16 protein-coding genes and 1 pseudogene are annotated in these 17730 nt (G+C 66.4%); 6 read left to right on the top strand and 11 right to left on the bottom strand.

Annotation, left to right across the window (positions count from 1 at the left end):
- Complete coding sequence (gene recG, locus ACZ415_RS05155; RefSeq protein WP_344703277.1) at nt 1–2091, top strand: ATP-dependent DNA helicase RecG; 2091 nt, start codon at nt 1–3, stop codon at nt 2089–2091.
- Nucleotides 2092–2170: 79 nt separating this feature from the next.
- Here the strand turns inward: recG and ACZ415_RS05160 are convergent, their stop codons facing one another.
- The 3 genes from ACZ415_RS05160 to ACZ415_RS05170 form a co-directional block, all read right to left on the bottom strand.
- Entirely contained in the window at nt 2171–2527 is a 357-nt protein-coding gene (locus tag ACZ415_RS05160) for a hypothetical protein (RefSeq protein ID WP_344703297.1), read from the bottom strand.
- Nucleotides 2527–2799, bottom strand: a complete 273-nt coding sequence (locus ACZ415_RS05165; RefSeq protein WP_344703279.1) for an HU family DNA-binding protein — start codon at nt 2797–2799, stop codon at nt 2527–2529. Before ACZ415_RS05165 ends, ACZ415_RS05160 begins: the two co-directional genes overlap by 1 nt.
- Before the next feature lie 135 nt (nt 2800–2934).
- Nucleotides 2935–4128 (bottom strand): NAD(P)/FAD-dependent oxidoreductase, encoded by a 1194-nt coding sequence (locus ACZ415_RS05170; RefSeq protein WP_344703281.1) that lies wholly within the window; start codon nt 4126–4128, stop codon nt 2935–2937.
- Nucleotides 4129–4235: 107 nt separating this feature from the next.
- On the opposite strand from ACZ415_RS05170, the gene ACZ415_RS05175 reads away from it, so the two are divergent.
- Both ACZ415_RS05175 and ubiA read left to right on the top strand, forming a co-directional pair.
- Nucleotides 4236–4793, top strand: a complete 558-nt coding sequence (locus ACZ415_RS05175) for a chorismate--pyruvate lyase family protein (protein WP_344703283.1) — start codon at nt 4236–4238, stop codon at nt 4791–4793.
- Nucleotides 4794–4871: 78 nt separating this feature from the next.
- Nucleotides 4872–5762, top strand: a complete 891-nt coding sequence (gene ubiA, locus ACZ415_RS05180; protein ID WP_344703285.1) for a 4-hydroxybenzoate octaprenyltransferase — start codon at nt 4872–4874, stop codon at nt 5760–5762.
- A gap of 5 nt (nt 5763–5767) precedes the next feature.
- Here ubiA and cysZ read toward each other — a convergent pair whose 3' ends face one another.
- From cysZ to ACZ415_RS05215, 7 genes and pseudogenes are all read right to left on the bottom strand, one after another.
- On the bottom strand, nt 5768–6502 hold the full coding sequence (gene cysZ / locus ACZ415_RS05185) for a sulfate transporter CysZ (RefSeq protein ID WP_344703287.1): 735 nt from the start codon (nt 6500–6502) through the stop codon (nt 5768–5770).
- 49 nt (nt 6503–6551) lie between these two features.
- Nucleotides 6552–8762 (bottom strand): DNA helicase II, encoded by a 2211-nt coding sequence (gene uvrD, locus ACZ415_RS05190; RefSeq protein ID WP_344703289.1) that lies wholly within the window; start codon nt 8760–8762, stop codon nt 6552–6554.
- Between the two features lie 126 nt (nt 8763–8888).
- Complete coding sequence (locus ACZ415_RS05195) at nt 8889–9965, bottom strand: NAD(P)H-dependent flavin oxidoreductase (RefSeq protein ID WP_344703290.1); 1077 nt, start codon at nt 9963–9965, stop codon at nt 8889–8891.
- A 47-nt stretch (nt 9966–10012) separates the two neighbouring features.
- On the bottom strand, nt 10013–10876 hold the full coding sequence (hexR, locus tag ACZ415_RS05200) for a transcriptional regulator HexR (RefSeq protein WP_344703292.1): 864 nt from the start codon (nt 10874–10876) through the stop codon (nt 10013–10015).
- Between the two features lie 197 nt (nt 10877–11073).
- Complete coding sequence (locus tag ACZ415_RS05205) at nt 11074–11424, bottom strand: SLC5/6 family protein (RefSeq protein ID WP_344703294.1); 351 nt, start codon at nt 11422–11424, stop codon at nt 11074–11076.
- Nucleotides 11425–11445: 21 nt separating this feature from the next.
- Nucleotides 11446–12888 (bottom strand): IS66 family transposase, encoded by a 1443-nt coding sequence (gene tnpC / locus ACZ415_RS05210; RefSeq protein ID WP_464387713.1) that lies wholly within the window; start codon nt 12886–12888, stop codon nt 11446–11448.
- 92 nt (nt 12889–12980) lie between these two features.
- Nucleotides 12981–13982, bottom strand: a pseudogene (locus tag ACZ415_RS05215) (sodium-dependent transporter); the annotation flags it as partial.
- A 547-nt stretch (nt 13983–14529) separates the two neighbouring features.
- On the opposite strand from ACZ415_RS05215, the gene ACZ415_RS05220 reads away from it, so the two are divergent.
- From ACZ415_RS05220 to aroQ, 3 genes are read left to right on the top strand one after another with little or no spacing between them, the layout of a single operon-like run.
- Nucleotides 14530–14928 carry a fluoride efflux transporter FluC gene (locus ACZ415_RS05220; protein ID WP_344704806.1) on the top strand — a complete coding sequence of 133 codons (399 nt, stop codon included), beginning with the start codon at nt 14530–14532 and terminating at the stop codon, nt 14926–14928.
- Nucleotides 14925–15308, top strand: coding sequence for a fluoride efflux transporter FluC (locus ACZ415_RS05225; protein WP_344704807.1), 384 nt, complete (start codon nt 14925–14927; stop codon nt 15306–15308). Before ACZ415_RS05220 ends, ACZ415_RS05225 begins: the two co-directional genes overlap by 4 nt.
- A gap of 39 nt (nt 15309–15347) precedes the next feature.
- Nucleotides 15348–15800 (top strand): type II 3-dehydroquinate dehydratase, encoded by a 453-nt coding sequence (gene aroQ / locus ACZ415_RS05230; RefSeq protein WP_344704808.1) that lies wholly within the window; start codon nt 15348–15350, stop codon nt 15798–15800.
- On the opposite strand, the gene ACZ415_RS05235 is transcribed toward aroQ, so the two are convergent.
- On the bottom strand, nt 15797–17725 hold the full coding sequence (locus ACZ415_RS05235) for an FUSC family protein (RefSeq protein ID WP_464387771.1): 1929 nt from the start codon (nt 17723–17725) through the stop codon (nt 15797–15799). The genes aroQ and ACZ415_RS05235 overlap by 4 nt on opposite strands.
- Nucleotides 17726–17730 lie beyond the last annotated feature (5 nt).

Raw genomic sequence — 17730 nt, forward strand, 5'->3', positions numbered from 1 at the left:
GTGAGCTCGCTGAACGCGCCGATTAGCACGCTGAAAGGCGTAGGCGAGGCGCTGGCCGCAAAACTGGGGCGGCTGTCCGTCGAGCGGGTCAGCGATCTTTTGTTCCACCTGCCGCTGCGCTATCAGGACCGTACCCGGCTGACGCCCATGGCCACCCTGCGCGCCGGCCAGGAGGCGGTGATTGAAGGCGAGATCATGGCCAGCGACGTGGTCAAGGGCCGCCGGCGCAGCCTGCTGCTGCGCCTGCGCGACGGCAGCGGCATCGTCAGCCTGCGGTTTTTCCACTTCTCCCCGGCCCAGCAGCAACAGCTGCGCCCCGGCGTGCGCGTGCGCGCCTTCGGCGAGGCCCGGGCCGGCGCCACCGGGCTTGAGCTATACCACCCCGAATACCGGCTGGTGCAGGCGCAGGCGGACGGCGCTGCGCCCCCGGTGGAAGAGCACTTCACGCCGATTTACCCCACTACCGAAGGGCTCAACCAGCCGCGCCTGCGCGCGCTGGTCGGCCAGGCGCTGGAAATGCTTTCGCGCGAGCCCGACGCGCTGCCCGAGGTGCTGCCCGATGCGCTGCGCCGGCGCTTTGCCCTGCCCGGGCTGCACCGAAGCCTTGCGTTTTTGCACCAGCCGCCGCCGGATGCGGACATCGAGCGGCTCAGCGCCGGCCGGCACCCGGCCACCCGGCGGCTGGCGCTGGAGGAGCTTTTGGCCCACCGGCTCAGCCTGCGCGAGGTGCGCCTGCGCATTCAGCAGGACGGCGCGCCGGCGCTCACCGACGGGCGCGGGCTGCAGGCGCGCTTTCTGACCCAGCTGCCGTTTGCGCTGACCGGCGCCCAGCAGCGCGTGCTCGAAGAAATCACCCTCGATCTCGCCCGCCCGGCCCCCATGCTGCGGCTGGTGCAGGGCGACGTGGGCTCGGGTAAAACGGTGGTGGCCGCCATGGCCGCGCTCGCCGCGCTGGAAAGCGGCTGCCAGGCGGCGATCATGGCGCCCACGGAAATTCTCGCCGAGCAGCACTACCGCGCGTTCAAGGCCTGGCTGGAGCCGCTGGGCATCGAGGTGGCGTGGCTTTCCGGCAAGCTCAAGGGCAAGGCGCGGCTTGATAACAAGGCGGCGATTGCCGACGGCCGGGCGCGCATGGTGGTGGGCACCCACGCGCTGTTTCAGGATGATGTGCACTTTCAGCGGCTGGGGCTGGCGATTATCGACGAGCAGCACCGCTTCGGCGTCCACCAGCGCCTGGCGCTGCGCGAAAAGGGCGAGGCCGGGGGGCTGACGCCTCACCAGCTGATCATGACCGCCACGCCCATTCCGCGCACGCTCGCCATGAGCGCCTACGCCGATCTCGACGTGTCGCTGATCGACGAGCTGCCCCCCGGACGCACGCCGGTGAAAACCGTGGTGGTAAGCGACGAGCGCCGCCCCGAGGTGGTGCAGCGCATCGAACGCGCCTGCGGCGAGGGCCGTCAGGCCTACTGGGTCTGCACGCTGATCGAGGAGTCCGAGGCGCTGCAGTGCCAGGCCGCCGAAGTCACCTGTGACGAGCTGACCGCCGCGCTGCCGGGGCTTGCCATCGGGCTGGTGCACGGGCGCATGAAGGCCGCTGAAAAAGCCGAGGTCATGGCCGCGTTCAAGGCCGGCGAGATTGACCTGCTGGTGGCCACCACGGTGATCGAAGTCGGCGTTGACGTGCCCAACGCAAGTCTCATGGTGATTGAAAACCCCGAGCGGCTGGGGCTATCCCAGCTGCACCAGCTGCGCGGCCGCGTGGGGCGCGGCAGCACCGCAAGCTTTTGCGTGCTGCTTTACCATCCGCCGCTGTCAAAAACCTCGCGCCAGCGCCTGGGCGTAATGCGCGACACCGCCGACGGCTTTCGCATCGCCGAAAAAGATCTGGAAATCCGCGGCCCCGGCGAGGTGCTGGGCACCCGCCAGACCGGCCTTGCCCAGATGAAAATTGCCGATCTGGAGCGCGATGCCGATTTGCTCGATAGCGTCAGCGCTCTGGCCGAGGCGCTGCAAAACGACGCCCAGGCCTCGACGGTGCTGATACGGCGCTGGCTGGGCGACGCCGCCGGGCGCTACGGGCAGGTGTAGTTTGTGTGGCAAAGTGGAAAAAAAAGCGGCGCAGCGAAAACCCGCAGCGCCGCTTTTTTCTGCCGTGCCGTGTGAGCCGCTACAGCTGCCTGAGCAGCTTTTGCAGCCGGGTCATGTCGGCGGAGTCGCCCACCAGGCGCACCTTGTTGCGGCGCATGCCGTCGAAAAACGCCCGGGAAGTGGGCTTTTTCAGCACCGCAAGCGCGGTGGCGGCGTCAGCGAAGCGCAGCTCCAGATCCAGATCCGTGGGCAGGCCCGTGGCGCTGTGGATAGCGGACGGCGTCATGCGGTAGTGGCGGGCAATGGACAAATCCTCGGTGGCAATGCCGAAGGCCAGACCGCGCATGTCCTTTAGCTGTTCGGCAAAGCGCGGCTTGCGGCGCAGCGCGCGCTTGAGCAGCAAGCCCAGAAGCCACAGCGCAAGCCGGAGCTTCATCAGCAAACCGCGTCTTTAAGCGTCTTGCCCGGCTTGAAGGCCACGCTTTTGCTGGCCGGAATGTCCAGCGGCTGGCCGGTTTGCGGGTTTTTGCCGGTGCGCGCGGCACGTTCGCGAACGGTAAAGGTGCCAAAGCCGATCAGTGCCACGTCGTCGCCCTGGGCTACGCTGTGGGTGATTTCGTCCAGAATCACGTTGAGAACCTGGCCGGCCTTGTCCTTGGACAGGTCGGCGCTTTCGGCGATGGCAGCCGCCAGTTCGGGTTTGCGCATAGGATATCTCCCTTGTGATGGATCAGGCGCGTTTGAGGTTGTGATGGTCGTTGCGCTGCGGTGATCGTTGTGGACTGCGACGCGCCAAGCGTGGCGCTGGCCGGGCCACCGCGGCGGCCCGGGCGTTTTCAGGCGTCAGCCTAGCAGCGCCGGCGCTGCTCTGGAAAGCTTCACTTTCTTTTTCACGCACGCCCCTGTCAACGCAAACCCGAGCAAATGCCCGTTTTGATCTTCCGCCAGCGCGGTGATGTTGGCCCCGTCGGCCTCGATCCGCCAGCGCGCCGGCGGCGTCAGCGGCGGGTAGGCCACCACCGGCAGCAGCGGCGTTTTGACCACCACCGGCCAGGCGCCGAAGCGCACCGGCGTGGGATGGCCGACAAGCGTTTGCGCCAGCGCCTTGGCGCTTGCCTGCAGGGGCTGAACGTACATGGCGTTGACGCCGTCGACGCAGGCGGCGTCGCCCAGCGCATACACGCGCGGGTGCGAGGTCATCAGGGTGCGGTCCACGGCAATGCCGCCGGGCACGACCTCAAGTCCGCAGGCCTCGGCCAGCGCGGTGCGTGCCAGCAGCCCGGTGGCCAGCAGGGCAACGTCGGCGTGGACGAGCGCGCCGTTATCCAGATGCACCGCCAGGCAGTCGTCGTCAAGATCGAGCCGCTCCGGGGTACGGCCCAGATGCAGCGCGATGCCGGCATCAAAAAACGCCTTGCCCAGCGCCTTGCCCGGCGGCTCAGGCAAAAGCCGCGGCAGCGGCGTGGCTTCCGGGGCTATCAGGCTGACCTGATGGCCGCCGGCGTGGAGGTCGTTGGCAAACTCGCAGCCGACAAGCCCGGCCCCGATGACCGCAACCCGGGCGGCTTTATCGCCCAGGGCTGCATAAAAACGGCGGTAGTCGTCCAGATCGTTGACGCTAAAGCAGCGCGGCGCGACGCGATCAGGCAGGGAGAACGGCGTGCGCGGTGCAGCTCCGGTGGCCAGCACCAGCGTGGTGAAGGTCAGCGTACGGGCGTTTGGCGCGCTGCCCTCGGCGCGGCACGGCGCCAGGGTAAGCCTGCCGGCGTCCGGCTCAATGGCGGTCACAACGGTGTGCGTCCAAAGCGTAGCGTCGAGCTCGTCGGCCAGCGCGGCCACGCTTTGCTGGGCCAGCCGCTCCGGGGGCAGGCGCTTGGCGAAGCCGGTGGACAAAAGCGGCTTGTTGTAGGGGGTGCCGCTGTCTTGGCTGATCAGCGCCAGCGAGCGGTTATCGCCTGTCTGACGCAGTGCGCGGGCCAGGCCAATCCCGGCCATGCCGGTGCCGATAATGACCAGTTCAGCGTGTGAAGCAGGCATGGTGTCATCCTGAAAGCAAAACGTGAGGGTGCGGGGCACGCCGTTATCAGCGTACGAACGGGCCCATGTTACACTAGCCGCCCGAATTTCTGGCGGGGAGCGGCGCGGTGAAAGACAACGTTCAGCGAGATAGCCCAGCGCCGGGCCTGCCCGTGCGCTGGCGCCCGGCGGCGGCGGCGCGCCCGCGGATGTCGCCACGCTGGTGGCGCTGGGTGGCCTCTACCGATTCGCTGACCGTGCGGCTCAAAGCGGCCGGCGGTGCACGGCGGTTCAGCGTGCGTTTGCTGCGCCAGGGCACAGGCTACCCGTTTGCTGACGAGGCCCGGGCGCTGGGTATCGCACCCGGGCGGCTGGCCTGGCGGCGCGAGGTGGCGCTGTGCCTGGACGGCGTGCCCTGGGTGGTGGCGCGCTCGGTGGCACCGCTTTTTGCGCTGCGCGGGCACAGGCTTTACGCGCTGGGCGAGACGTCGCTCGGCAGCTGGCTGTTTGCCCAGCCGGGGCTTGTCCGCGGCCCGCTGGAAGTCACCCGGGCGCCGCCGCGGTTTGTAACCGCCCCCAGCCTTTGGGGGCGGCGGTCGGTGTTTTGTCACGGCCGGCTGGCGCTTTTGGTGCAGGAATACTTCCTGCCGGCCATGGCCGAGGCGCTTGCGCTGCCGGCGGCCTGAGACCGGGCGCTTTTGACAGATGACGGATGACGGGGTAGCGGCCCGGTTCGGGCCGATTTTGGCATAGCGAGGTAGAGCATGGATCGTTCTTTGCTGCGGCCCACAGGGCTTGCGCGCGTGGCGGATTTTCTTCACCTGACCCGGCTGGATCGCCCCATCGGCACCTGGCTTTTGATGTGGCCGACGCTCTGGGCGCTGTGGCTGGCCGCAGACGGCGTGCCCGGGCGCGGCGTGGTACTGATTTTTGTGGCCGGCGTGTACGTCATGCGCGCCGCGGGCTGTGTGATCAACGACTACGCCGACCGCCGCGTGGACGGCCACGTCAAGCGCACCAAAAAGCGCCCGCTGGCCACCGGGCGCATCAGCGAAACCGAAGCCAAGGGCGTGTTTGCCGGGCTGGTGGTCATCGCCTTTATTCTGGTGCTTTTGACCAACCTGTTTACCGTTTTGCTTTCCCTGGGCGGGGTGGCGCTGGCGTTTATCTATCCGTTCATGAAGCGCTACACCCACCTGCCCCAGCTGTTTCTGGGCGCGGCGTTTTCCTGGGCGATTCCCATGGCCTACGGCGCGGTAACGGGCCATGTGCCGGTCGAGGCGTGGCTGCTGTTTGGGGCCAACGTGGCCTGGACCATCGCCTACGACACCCAGTACGCCATGGTCGACCGCGATGACGATGTGAAAATCGGGGTGAAATCCACCGCCGTGCTGTTCGGCCGCGCCGACAGGCTGATGGTCGGGCTGTTTCAGCTGGCCGCACTTGGTTTTCTCGGCTGGGCCGGCTGGCGGCTGGCCCCCGGCGGGTTTTTCTGGCTGGGGCTTGCCGGCATGGCGGCGACGTTTCTCTACCAGCAGTGGCTTATTCGCGCGCGCGAGCGCGACGGCTGCTTCCACGGCTTTTTGAACAACTTCTGGTCAGGGCTGATCGTGTTTGCCGGCATTGCCCTGAGCCTGTGGCCGGCGGCGGCATAGCGCGGCTAGGCGCTGCCTGCGGGCTTGGGCGCGTGGCGGTAGTGGGCGTCCCACATCAGCACCGCACCGGCCACCGCGCCGGGGATCAAAAACAGATTGGCCAGCGGTATCCAGGTGATCAGCGTGACCGCGCCGCCGTAGCTTAGGCTGTGCCACGGGCGGCGGGCCAGCCGGCGGCGCATGTCGGCGAAGCTGATCTGGTTGTTGTCCATGGGATAGTCGAGATAGCTAATCGCCATCATCCAGGCGGAAAAAAGCCCCCACAGCAGCGGGGCCAGCAGGTTGACGCCGGGAATCCAGCTGATAACAAACAGCACCGCGGCCCGGGGCAGAATGTAGCCCAGCTTGACCAGCTCACGGCCCAGCGCGTCCACCGCGGCCCGGGTCAGGCTGCGATCGTCCAGCGGCGCCCGCCCGGTGGCGACGATTTCCACCTTCTCGGCGAGAAAGCCGTACAGCGGCGCGGCAATCAGCTGGGTAACCAGCGTAAAGGTAAAAAACACCACCGCCAGCAGGCACAGCACAAAAAGCGGCCAGATCAGCCACGACAGCCAGTCGAGCCAGCCCGGCACCAGGTTCATCCAGTGCTCGACCCAGCCGCCAAAGCGGCTGATGACCATGCCCAGCAAAATGACGTAGACCGCCAGGTTGACGGCAATCGGGGCAAAGACGTAGCGGCGCAGGCCGGGGCGATAGACCCAGCGTGTGCCCTGGGCAATGGCGTCAACGGCGGTCATCATAGGCATTCACGGATTACGGTGAAACGTCGGCTGTGCTGGAAAAGCCCGGCTACGAAAGCGGAATCAGCTTGGCAAAGCCCAGCACCAGCCACTTGGCGCCTTCGTGCTCGAAGCTGACCTGCACGCGCGCGCGCGGGCCTTCCCCTTCGGTATTTAAAATAACGCCTTCGCCAAAGATCGGGTGCTCCACCGCCTGGCCGACGTGCAGGCTGGGCAGATCGCCTTCGCCTTCGACGCTTTGCTGAGACAAATCGCCGGAAGCGCCGCCCCGGGCGGTCACCGGGCGTGAGACCTGGCCGCGCAGGCGCACCTCTTCCAAAAGCTCGGCCGGCAGCTCGCGCAGAAACCGCGACGGCCGGGGGAAGATTTCCTTGCCGTGCAGGCGGCGAGTTTCGGCGTGGGTCAAATACAGCTTGTGCATGGCACGCGTCACGCCGACGTAGGCCAGCCGGCGCTCTTCTTCCAGCCGGCCGGGCTCTTCCATCGACATCTTGTGGGGGAACAGCCCTTCTTCCACGCCGGTGATAAACACCAGCGGAAACTCCAGCCCCTTGGCCGAGTGCAGGGTCATCAGCTGCACGCTGTCTTCGAACTCCTCGGCCTCGTGCTCGCCGGCGTTGAGCGCGGCCTCGGACAAAAACGCCTCCAGCGCCGTGAGGCCCTCGCCGGCTTCCGGGGCGTCGAACACGTCGCCCTGGGTAAAGGCCCGGGCGGCGTTGACCAGCTCTTCGAGGTTTTCCACCCGGCCCTGGCCTTTCTCGCCGGGCTCTCTTTGATGATGCTCGATCAGCCCGGTGCGGGCGATGACGTGCTCAATGATCTCGTGCAGCGCAAGGCCCGAGGCGTCGTTGTCCAGCTGCTCGATCAGATCGGCGAAGGCGCGCACGGCGTTGGCGGCACGGCCCTTGAGCGTGCCGTCACTGGCGCTGTCATGGAGTGCCTGCCACATGGTGATGCCCTGATCCCGGGCGCGAAAGCGCAGAATCTCCACCGTGCGCGTGCCGATGCCCCGGGCGGGCACGTTGATCACCCGCTCCATGGAGGCGTCGTCGTCGCGGTTGAGCAGCAGGCGCAGGTAGGCCAGGGCGTTTTTGATCTCAAGGCGCTCGTAAAAGCGGTGGCCGCCGTAAATGCGGTAGGGCACGCCCTGGCGGATCAGGGTTTCCTCGATCAGCCGGGACTGGGCGTTGGAGCGGTAGAGAATCGCCACGTCGGCGCGCCTGAGCCCGGTGGCGGTGCGCTCTTTGAGGGTGTCGACGATAAACCGCGCCTCTTCCAGATCGTTAAAGCCCGCGTAGACGGATATCGGCTCGCCGCGCTCGCCGTCGGTCCACAGACGTTTGCCCATGCGCTCGGTATTGTGGCTGATCAGCGCGTTGGCGGCGTCGAGAATGGCGCTGGTGGAGCGGTAGTTCTGCTCCAGGCGCACGGTTTTGACCCGGGGGAACTCGGTCTCAAAGCGGCGGATGTTTTCCACCCGAGCCCCGCGCCAGCCGTAGATGGACTGGTCGTCGTCGCCCACCACGGTGGTGGGCGTTTGCTGGCCGGTGATCAGCTTGAGCCAGGCGTACTGCAGGGTGTTGGTGTCCTGAAACTCGTCCACCAGCACGTGGCCGAAGCGCTCGCGATAGTGGGCCAGAAGTGCGGGGTTGTCGCGCAAAAGCTCAAGACTTCGCAGCAAAAGCTCGCCGAAATCCACCAGCCCGCCGCGCTCGCAGGTCAGCTGGTAGAAGTGGTAGAGCTCGACCATCTGGCCCAGATAGGCGTCGCCGTCGGTGTTGACCTGAGACGCGCGCAGGCCTTCTTCCTTGCAGCCGCTGATAAAGCCCTGCACCTGGCGCGGCGGAAAGCGCTCGGCGTCGATGCTGTGATCCTTGAGCAGGCGCTTGATCAGGCGCAGCTGGTCGTCGCTGTCGATGATCTGGAAATGCTGGGGCAGGCGCGCGTCCTGCCAGTGGGTGCGCAAAAGCCGATGGGCAATGGAGTGAAAGGTGCCCACCCAGACGTGGCGCATGGAAATGCGCAAAAGCGCCTCCAGCCGGGTGCGCATCTCTCGGGCGGCCTTGTTGGTAAAGGTCACCGCCAGCAGCGCGTAGGGCGAAAGCCCCTCGGCCTGCATCAGCCAGGCGATGCGATGCACCAGCACCCGGGTTTTGCCCGAGCCCGCCCCGGCCAGCACCAGAAGGTTGCCCTGAGGGGCGCTTACCGCGTCGCGCTGGGCGGAGTTGAGCGAATCCAGAATCGCCGTCACGTCGTCCATAAAAGCCGCTGCCGAGGGTTGAAAAGTGAGCGGCCAGTCTAGCACAGCCCCCGGCAGGTGCGCCGGCCGTGAGGTTTCAGCGGGAGGAGCACATGGCGCGCCGGCAACGCCGCCTGTAAACGGCGGCTATCGCGCCGGGGACAAAAACCGGCAGTTTTGCACCAGGCTTTCGATCAGTTCGCCCGCGGGCATTTCGCGCGCCAGCGGGGCGCCTTGCCCTGCCCAGTGGGCAGAAAACGCCGCGCTGTTGCCGGCCTTGGCGGCGGCGGCCAGCGCTTTGCCGGCGGCGTAGGCAATCGGGTAGTCGGGCAGGGCCGGGGCGTTCGGCCGGTCAATATCGGTGTGCATACGGCTTGCCAGGCCTCTGGCGGGGCGGCCCGAGATGACGCGGGTAATGCGCGTGTGGTAGCTGTGCTCGCTTTTCAGTGCCTGGCGGTAGGCCGTATCGGCGGCGGATTCCGGGGTCAGAATAAACGCCGTGCCCAGCTGGGCGCCGGCAGCGCCCAGGTCGATGGCGGCCTGAATGCCCTGGCCGTCCATGATGCCGCCGGCGGCTATCACCGGAATGCCGCTTGCAGCGCTGATCAGGCGGGTAAGCGGCAGGGTGGCCATCTGCTGATCGCCTTTTTCGGGGGTGAAAACGCCTCGGTGCCCGCCGGCTTCGCTTCCCTGGGCCACTACGGCCTCTACGCCTGCCGCCTCCACCGTGGCGGCCTCTTCCGGGGTAGTGGCGCAGCCGACGGTGACGATGCCCGCCGCCTGAAGCGCTTGAATCCATTCCACGGGCGGCAAGCCGAAGTGAAAGCTTACCACCGCCGGCTTTTCTTCCAGCAGCATGTCCAGCGCCGGACGATGATCGTTAAAGCTTGGGTAGGCGGCGGCGAGCCGGGTGGGGGCCGGCGCCTCGAACGCTTCGAAAAAGGGCGTTAAATAGCGGATCCAGCGGGCCTCCCGGTCCGGATCCTGCGTCGCTTCGCGGTGGCAGAATACGTTGACGTTAAAGGGCTTTTCCGTCAGCGCCCGGGTCGCACCGATCATCTCTCGCGCCTGTTCGACTGAGCTTGCCCCGATGCCGATGGAGCCCAGCGCCCCGGCGTTGGAAACGGCCGCGGCCAGCGCCGGCGTTGATACGCCAACCATCGGGGCCTGCACGATAGGGTAGCGGATACCCACAAGGCGCGTCAGCGCATTGGCAAAGCGCATGGTGTTCCCCCTTTTGCTTGCTTTATGGCGGCTTTATGGCGACGCGGTCACGGCGTGGCGTCGCCTTCAGGATAGCGCAGCGGGTTAAGGCTTTTCTTCACTTCCTTGAGCTGTTCGGCCAGTTTGGGCCCGCGGGTTTTGGCCACGCCCACGGCGAGCACGTCGATGAGCACCAGGTGTGCGATGCGCGAGCTCATGGGGGTGTAGATTTCGGTGTCTTCGAACACGTCAACGTAGAGCGGCAGGGTGACCTCGTCAGCCAGCGGCGAGCCGCTGGGGCACAGGCCGATCACCGTGGCGCCGGCTTCCCGGGCCAGGCGTACGCTTGCCGCCAGCGCCCGGGTGCGCCCGGTCTGGGAGATGGCCACGACCACGTCGCCGGCTTTCAGCGTGACCGCGGACATGTTTTGCATGTGCGGATCGCTGTAGGCCGAGGTAAAAATCTGCAGGCGGAAGAATTTGTGCTGGGCGTCTACCGCCACCGCGCCGGAGGCGCCAAAGCCGTAGAACTCCACCCGGTTGGCACCGGCCAGGGCGTTGACTGCCTGGCCCAGCGCCTGGTTGTCGATGCGGTCGCGTACCGAGAGCAGCGTGCCCACGGTGGAATCGAAGATGCCTTGGGAAAACTCGGCTACCGAGTCGCTGTCGTTCATCGAGAACTGGGCAAACTGGCTGCCGGTCGCCAGCATCTGCGCCAGCTTGAGCTTGAAATCCTGAAAGCCGTTGCAGCCCAGCGCCCGGCAGAAACGCACCACGGTGGGCTCGCTGACCTTGGCTTCGGTCGCCAGATCAACGATGCGCATGTGAATAACCTCGTCGGCGTTTCTCAGCACAAAACGGGCCACTTTCTGCTCGGAGCGGCGCAGGTGCTCCATGCGGTGTCTCAATTCATCGAACAGGGCACGACTCACGGCGGGCTCCTTGTGATTAACGACGGATGACGGGCCGAAACGTAACCGGCCGTGCCGAATTATCGCACGTTTGGCGCGCCCGGCGGGACCTGCCGGCCGGGCCTGTGCTGTAAAACGCATCGTTTATCATCTCGTATAAAGAAAAACGCCCCGCCGGCTTGTGCCGGCGGGGCGTTGGCGTAGCGGGGTGCGCTGGCCTACAGAAGACCGGCCACGCCGGTAATAAACACCACAATAACGCCGATAGGGGCGATAACCCGGGCAATCACGTTCCAGGCGCGCACGCCGAAAGCCGACAGTTCCAGCTCTTTCTCCACGCTTTTGCGCTCCAGGCACCAGGCGGCAAATATAATCGCCCCCAGACCTGTCAGCGGCAGCAGGAACTTCGCGGTGAGCGTATCGAGGAAGTCAAAGATGTTCAGGCCCAGCAGGCTGACGTCCGACCAGACGTTGAACGACAAAAGCGCCGCTACGCCCAGAAGCCACACGGCTACGCCGCCGATCAGCGTTGCCGTGACCCGGGGCAGCGAGGTGCGCTCTTCCAGCATTTCGACGGGTAACTATTTAGCTCATGCTGCCTGATCCAGCTCGTCCTCTCGCATGAAGGCAGGCACCTCACCGGCAAACAGTTGCTCCAGCGCCGTGTGCGCCGCCAGGCCCTGTTTAACGGCCGTCGAGAGGAAACTGCGCATCCGACAGAAGATCTCCGCCCCTTCCCACGAGCGGAAACAGCCCGAGATCTTCTGCTGGACCTTTGTCATCCGCAGGTCGCGCTCTCCCTGGTTGTTGGTGAAGGGAACGGCAGGATCCTCGAGGAAGCGCAGCACGTCATCCTCATACGCCCGGAGGCGTTCGAGCAGGTTGCGCGCTTTGGTGCGCCTGGTGCGCCCACGGGTTCCGGGGGGTGGCCTGGCCGGTGGCGGACATTCGGCCTCACCCTCCGCCAGGCAGTCCCGGTAGCGAACTCGCCAGCGCTGCGCCTCGTCTGCCGGGAGGCAGCCTCCCGCCTCATCGACGGCGCGATTCATGGCCAACAGCCGATCATGCAGCGACGTCGCCCAGGTTTGCTGGTCGTTGTCCCGGACGCCGGTCAGTTCGCGAAGGTGATGGGCATTGCACAGCGCGTGCCGGCAATCGTGGTAGCGGTAATAGGGCTTCCAATGATCATGCACCAGTACTCCCTGGACGTAAGGCAGGATGCCGATGGCGTCCATGGCCTCCTGGCCGCGCTTTGCATGAGGCGCCAGGTAGGTCAAGGCTTCATTCGAGGCGCAGTGCAGCCAGTAGCGCTTGCCACCGACCTGCATCCCGGTTTCATCGGCATGCACGGTAGCCGCTTCACGTAGCGCCGGGATCACCCACTCGGCAAAGGGCTCGGCTCGTCGGCAGGCCTCCTGGTTGAAGGCAAACAGGGTGCCGGTGCTCAGTGACAGGCCATACTGCGACGTCAGCAGCTCCCGAATGCGCGCATAAGGCAGCAGCTGGTATTGGGAGAGATAGACGGCATGCGCCTTGAGACGCGGGCCATACTGGATCGGGCGGGTCACGCCGTCGGGAAACGGCGCTACATGGCGTTGGCCCCGATCATCCTCCAGCACCTCGGCCTGGTACTCGGTCACCACCGACTGGATCACGATGTCCTGGACCTGACGCTTCTCAACGCCGACCGAGTGATACGCTCTCCCCTTGTTGGGCAGAGTGCGGCGATCGACGCGCAACGATACGACCTCATCCGGGTCGGTAACCGGCTCCAGCGTCCTGCCTTCGTGACCCGGTTGCCCGCCGGGGCGACGCTCGCCCTTTGCCCGGGAGCGGCGTTGGCGGTTGAGGTCCTGTGACGGCGGCTTGCTGCTATTGCGGCTGCTGGTCGCCAGCCGGTCCGCCATCAGCTTGACCAGCAGCATCAGGACGTCGATCGCGGCGCGCAGCGAAGGAGAGACCGTGCGGTCTTCCTTGAGCTGCTGCCGGACCCGCTCGAGGGCCTCGTCGACGTTGATATCTCTGATGGTCATGTTGCCTGCTGGGTGGGGGAGTCGAATGACGGTACTATGCCTGAAGGAACAGCGGGTTGGCGAGTCTCACCCGACGCCACCTGAATAGTTACTTCGACGGTAGGTTCAAGCAGCGAAATCGCCGAGGTCAGCGCGGCAAAGGTCAGCAGCAAAAAGAAGATCAGCCCCAGCACGGTGCCGCCGGCCATGTTGCCAAACGCCAGCGGCAGGGTGACAAAAATAAGCCCCGGCCCTTCGCCCGGGCTCAGCCCGTTGGCAAATACGATAGGAAAGATGGCAAGCCCGGCGAGCAGGGCAATCACGGTATCGAGGATGATCACCGTGCGCGCGGTGCTGATCAAATTGACGTCCTGGCCCAGGTAGGAGCCGTAGGCCATCATGATGCCCATGCCCAGCGACAGGGTGAAAAACGCCTGGCCCATGGCGGCCAGCACCACCCCGCCGCTCAGCGCGCTCCAGTCAGGGCGGAACATGAACGCCACGGCCTCGCCGAAGTGCCCGGTGGTCATGCCGTAGCCCACCAGCACCAGCATGAGAATCACCAGCGCCGGCATCATCGAGCGCACAGCGCTTTCCAGGCCCTTGGTGACGCCCCGGGCGACGATGGCGATGACCAGCACCATAAAGGCGGTGTGCCAGCCCAATAGCTCTCCCGGGCTTGCCAGCATGGCGCTGAACATACCGCCGATGCTGTCTGCGTCGCCGCCGCTGAAGGTGCCAATCACCGAGCCCAGCGTATAGTTGAGCGACCAGCCGCCGATGACGCTATAAAACGATAGAATCAGAAAGGCGGCCAGCACCCCGCTGACGCCGATTCCCAGCCAGGCGGCAGGCTTGCCGTTCTGGCGTGCCTGCTCGGCCATGGTGTCAATGGGGTTTTTCTGCCCCCGGCGGCCAATCAGCCATTCTGCGACCAGTATCGGCAGGCCGACCAGCGCTACGCAGGCCAGATAGACCAGCACGAAGGCAGCGCCGCCGTTTTCCCCGACCATGTAAGAAAAGCGCCAGATGTTCCCAAGGCCTACGGCCGATCCCGCAGCCGCAAGCACAAAGGTCATGCGCGATGACCACTGTGCGTGAGCGAGTTTTGCCATACATCACCTGTTATTCCATGCGTTGTCGTAATTGCGTTTGTGTAATCGCGTTTGCGTACTTGCGCTATCGTCATTGCGTTTATTGTCGCCGCGCTATGGCAATGGGCGTGGTGCCCAAGGCGGATCGCGTATCCGTTTTGAAGACGAACGCGCCCAACACGCCGTGCTGCGAAGATCGTGCAATTTATCCGATCAGTACAGACTGTACCAGCTGGGCATGGCAAAACGCGCGTTGATGGGCCATTTTATGCACCTCACACAAAGCAGGCCGGGGTTTTCCCCTGAACTATCCACAGGCTGCCAGCCCTTGATGAGCCGGCAACGCCGCCGCTGCCGTTCAGCCGGCCGGCTGCGTGGAAAGCCCGTGAAACCGGCTTTTCCGATATATCATGGTATAAAAACCGGCAACGGCGCCAGCGCCGGGCCGTTTTCCCGGGCGCATCGATATGGCCGGGTTAAACAAGTTATCAACAGAATGTCAAGACGCGTCTTGCTTGTGGATAACCTTTTGCAAAAGGCGTAATGCCGGCCCGTTCAAGGAGTCTGTATGTTCAGCACCACGCTACTGATGGGCGTTATGGCGGGCGGCGCCCTGGGAGGCGCGCTGCGCGCTTTTATGGCCAGGGCGGGGGCGCGCTACTGGGGCGACGCCCTGCCCTGGGGGACGCTTGTGGCTAACTATACGGCGGCGCTTGTGCTGGGGGCGCTGGCCGGCGGCATGGCACAAAGCCAGGCGGCCGGCCTTTTCTGGGCCTTTGCGGCCACCGGGGCGCTGGGCGGGCTGTCCACGGTGTCGTCACTTGCCCAGCAGGCGCTTTCGCTGTGGCAGGAAAGCCGCCGCCGGGCGGCGTGTGCCTACCTCGCGCTTAGCGCAGGCGGCGGTATCGTTCTGGCGGCGCTGGGCTATACGCTGGGCGATGCCGTCGCTCTGGGAGGCGGCGTATGACGGCGCTGCGCTTTTATCTGAGCGTGGCCGCGGGCAGCGCGCTGGGCGCGGGCGCACGCTATGCGATCACGCTGGCAGCGGCGGCGATGATCGGCTCAGCGTTTTGGTTGGCAACGCTTGGCGTCAATCTGGCCGGTGCGGCGTTGATGACCGCCTACTCCACCCGGGCTGCGCAGTCGCCGGGCGGCGCGCTGGCGCGCTGGCACGCCTTCTGGACCACGGGCTTTTGCGGCGGCTTTACCACCTTTTCCCTGTTCAGCGTGGATGCCGTGGTGCTCTGGCAGCGCGGACAGCCGGGGCTTGCGCTGGGCTACGTGGCGGCAAGCGTTGCCGGCTGGCTGGCGGCCGCGCGGCTGGGCCAGCGGCTGGCCCGGAGTTGAAACCTGAATGTCCCCACCGCTATTACAAGGAGAATGACCATGTCGGATTCGCTCAAGGTGCTGGTACTGCACGGCCCCAACCTGAACCTGCTGGGCACGCGCCAGCCGGAGATTTACGGCAGCGAAACCCTGGCCGACGTCAACCGCGCCCTTGAGCGTCGGGCCGAGGCGGCCGGCGCGGTGCTTACGCACCGGCAAAGCAATCACGAGGGCGAGCTGATCGACGCTATTCAGGCGGCCCGCAGCGACGGCACTGCCGCTATCATCATCAATCCGGCGGCCTATACCCACACGTCGGTGGCAATTCTGGACGCGCTCAACGCCTTTGACGGCACGGTCATCGAGGTGCATCTGTCCAACGTGCACAAGCGTGAGGCGTTTCGCCAGCACTCCTACGTCTCGTTACGCGCCGACGGGGTGATCGCGGGGCTCGGCAGCCAGGGCTATTACGCCGCGCTGCAGGCCGTGGTGGCCGAACACGGCAGCGCCTAGCGTTGAAAGCGCAACGCTCGGCGGCGCAGGGCGGCGGTGTCGTCAAGGGCGTGGCGCAGCTGGGCCGCAAGGCCGGCCAGGGCGGAGTCTTGCTTCTCCGACGGCAGTTCGGCAAGGGCCCGGGTAACGCCGTCGGGTGCCCGACGCAGGTGGCGCAGCGCTTCCAGCAGCTGCCGGGCGGTTCGATGCTCGGCGTCGGTGAGGGCCGCGGTCTGCAGCAGCGTGCGCAGCCGGATCACACCGTCGGCCAGATTAAGCATTCCCAGCGTGCCGGCATGGCCGGCGCTGCCGCTTTCCTGTGCCCGTCCCACGTGGATCATCAGGCGCAGCAGGCGGCGATACATGCGCCCGTACCAGCCGTCATCCGGCGGCGGGCTGTTGTGCCGGCCGCACAGGCGCTCGATGTCGCGCAGCATCTCCCACGCAAGGTGGCCGGCGCGGCGCCCGGGGTCCCGGGGCAGCAGCCGGTAGGCCAGCGCCACCAGGGCAATGCTGGCGATCAGCGAGCCGGCGTCCTGAAGCACGCTGCCCAAAGCGGTGGGGGCCTGCAGAAACGGCTGGCTGGCGAGCATGAAGCACATGTTGCCGTCCAGCGCCGGTATTTTGGTGATGCGGCTGGCCCGGGCCAGGCCGCCAAACAGCATGAAGGGGGCCAGCATCAGCAGGATATCCCCGAGCCCCTGGGCGTGGGGCATCAGCCACAGCCGAAACGCCGCCGCCAGGCTGACGCCGACGATAATGCCCTGCAGCATGCGCGGTGCAAGCGCCTGGGGCACGTCCATGCTCGACAGCACCATGGTAAAAGTGCATAGCCCCATGGCCGGCAGCCAGGCGTTGTCCCACCCCGAATAGGCCACCAGCAGCCCGGCGAACAGCGTCACCACGCCGCCGGCGGCGCCGGCAATCAGCGCCGAAGGGGTATCCCGGCGCGTGGGCAGGGTAATGCGCGGCGGGCGGCGCGAAGGATGCGGTTCGAGCCAGGCAGCCGCGGCGTTTTCGGCATCGACCAGCTGGTCGAGCAGCCGCGCCAGCCGCGGCGAGAACGCCTGAGCCTGACGGGCGGCATGCTCAAGCGCCGCGCTCGCACTTGCGTGCCGGGCAGGCCTGTCGAGGGCGTCGGCGGCGCTTTCCAGCGCGTCTCTGAGCGGTGCCGGCAGGGGCTGCCGGCCGGTGAGCCGGGCCATGGCCAGCAGGCTTAGCGTGGCGGCAACGAAGGCGCCGCTGACCTGCGCCCCGGAGGAGCCCCGCAGAGGGCCGGCGTGGCTGGGAGCCAGCTGCTGCTCCAGCCGGGTCAGGGACAAAAGCAGCTCATCGTCTGCCGGCCGGGACTCGTCCCGGGCCAGCTGCCTGAGCGCCTCGCCGCCCAGGCGGCGGACTCGGCCGAGCAGCTCGCGCCGGGGCGGCGCGGGGAGCAAAACCATGCCCATGGCCATCACACAGACAACGCCGATCAGCGTGCAGACCACCCGCGCCAGGGCAATGGCCGCGCTGGCGCTGCCGGCGGCGAGACTGGGCAACAGCACCACGCTTGCCGTGAGTCCGGCCATGAGCGCGGCGTAGCCGAACGAGGCTCGGGTCAGGTGGGTGAGTGCCGCACAGCCGCCGGCCCAGCCGGCCAGCAGGGCGAGCGCCAGCGCCAGCGGCAGGGGAGCGGCGAGCAGCGCAAACCCCACCGCGGCGCCGGCAAGCGTACCCAGCAGGCGGTAGACCCCGCGCTCCAACAGCAGCCCCCGGGAGGGCTGCGCTACGATCCACACCGCCATGGGCGCCCAGAAGGCGTTGGGCAGGTGAAAAAGCGAGGCAATGGCAAAAGACGCCAGCGCCATGGCGGCAGTGCTGGCGCCGAAAACGGCGGCTTGGCGGGTCAGGCCCAGGGCCTGGGCGATACGGGTCATGGTGAGCACGGCGGTCGTTTGGCGTTGCAAGCGGT

The sequence above is a fragment of the Halomonas cibimaris genome, from assembly GCF_055379665.1.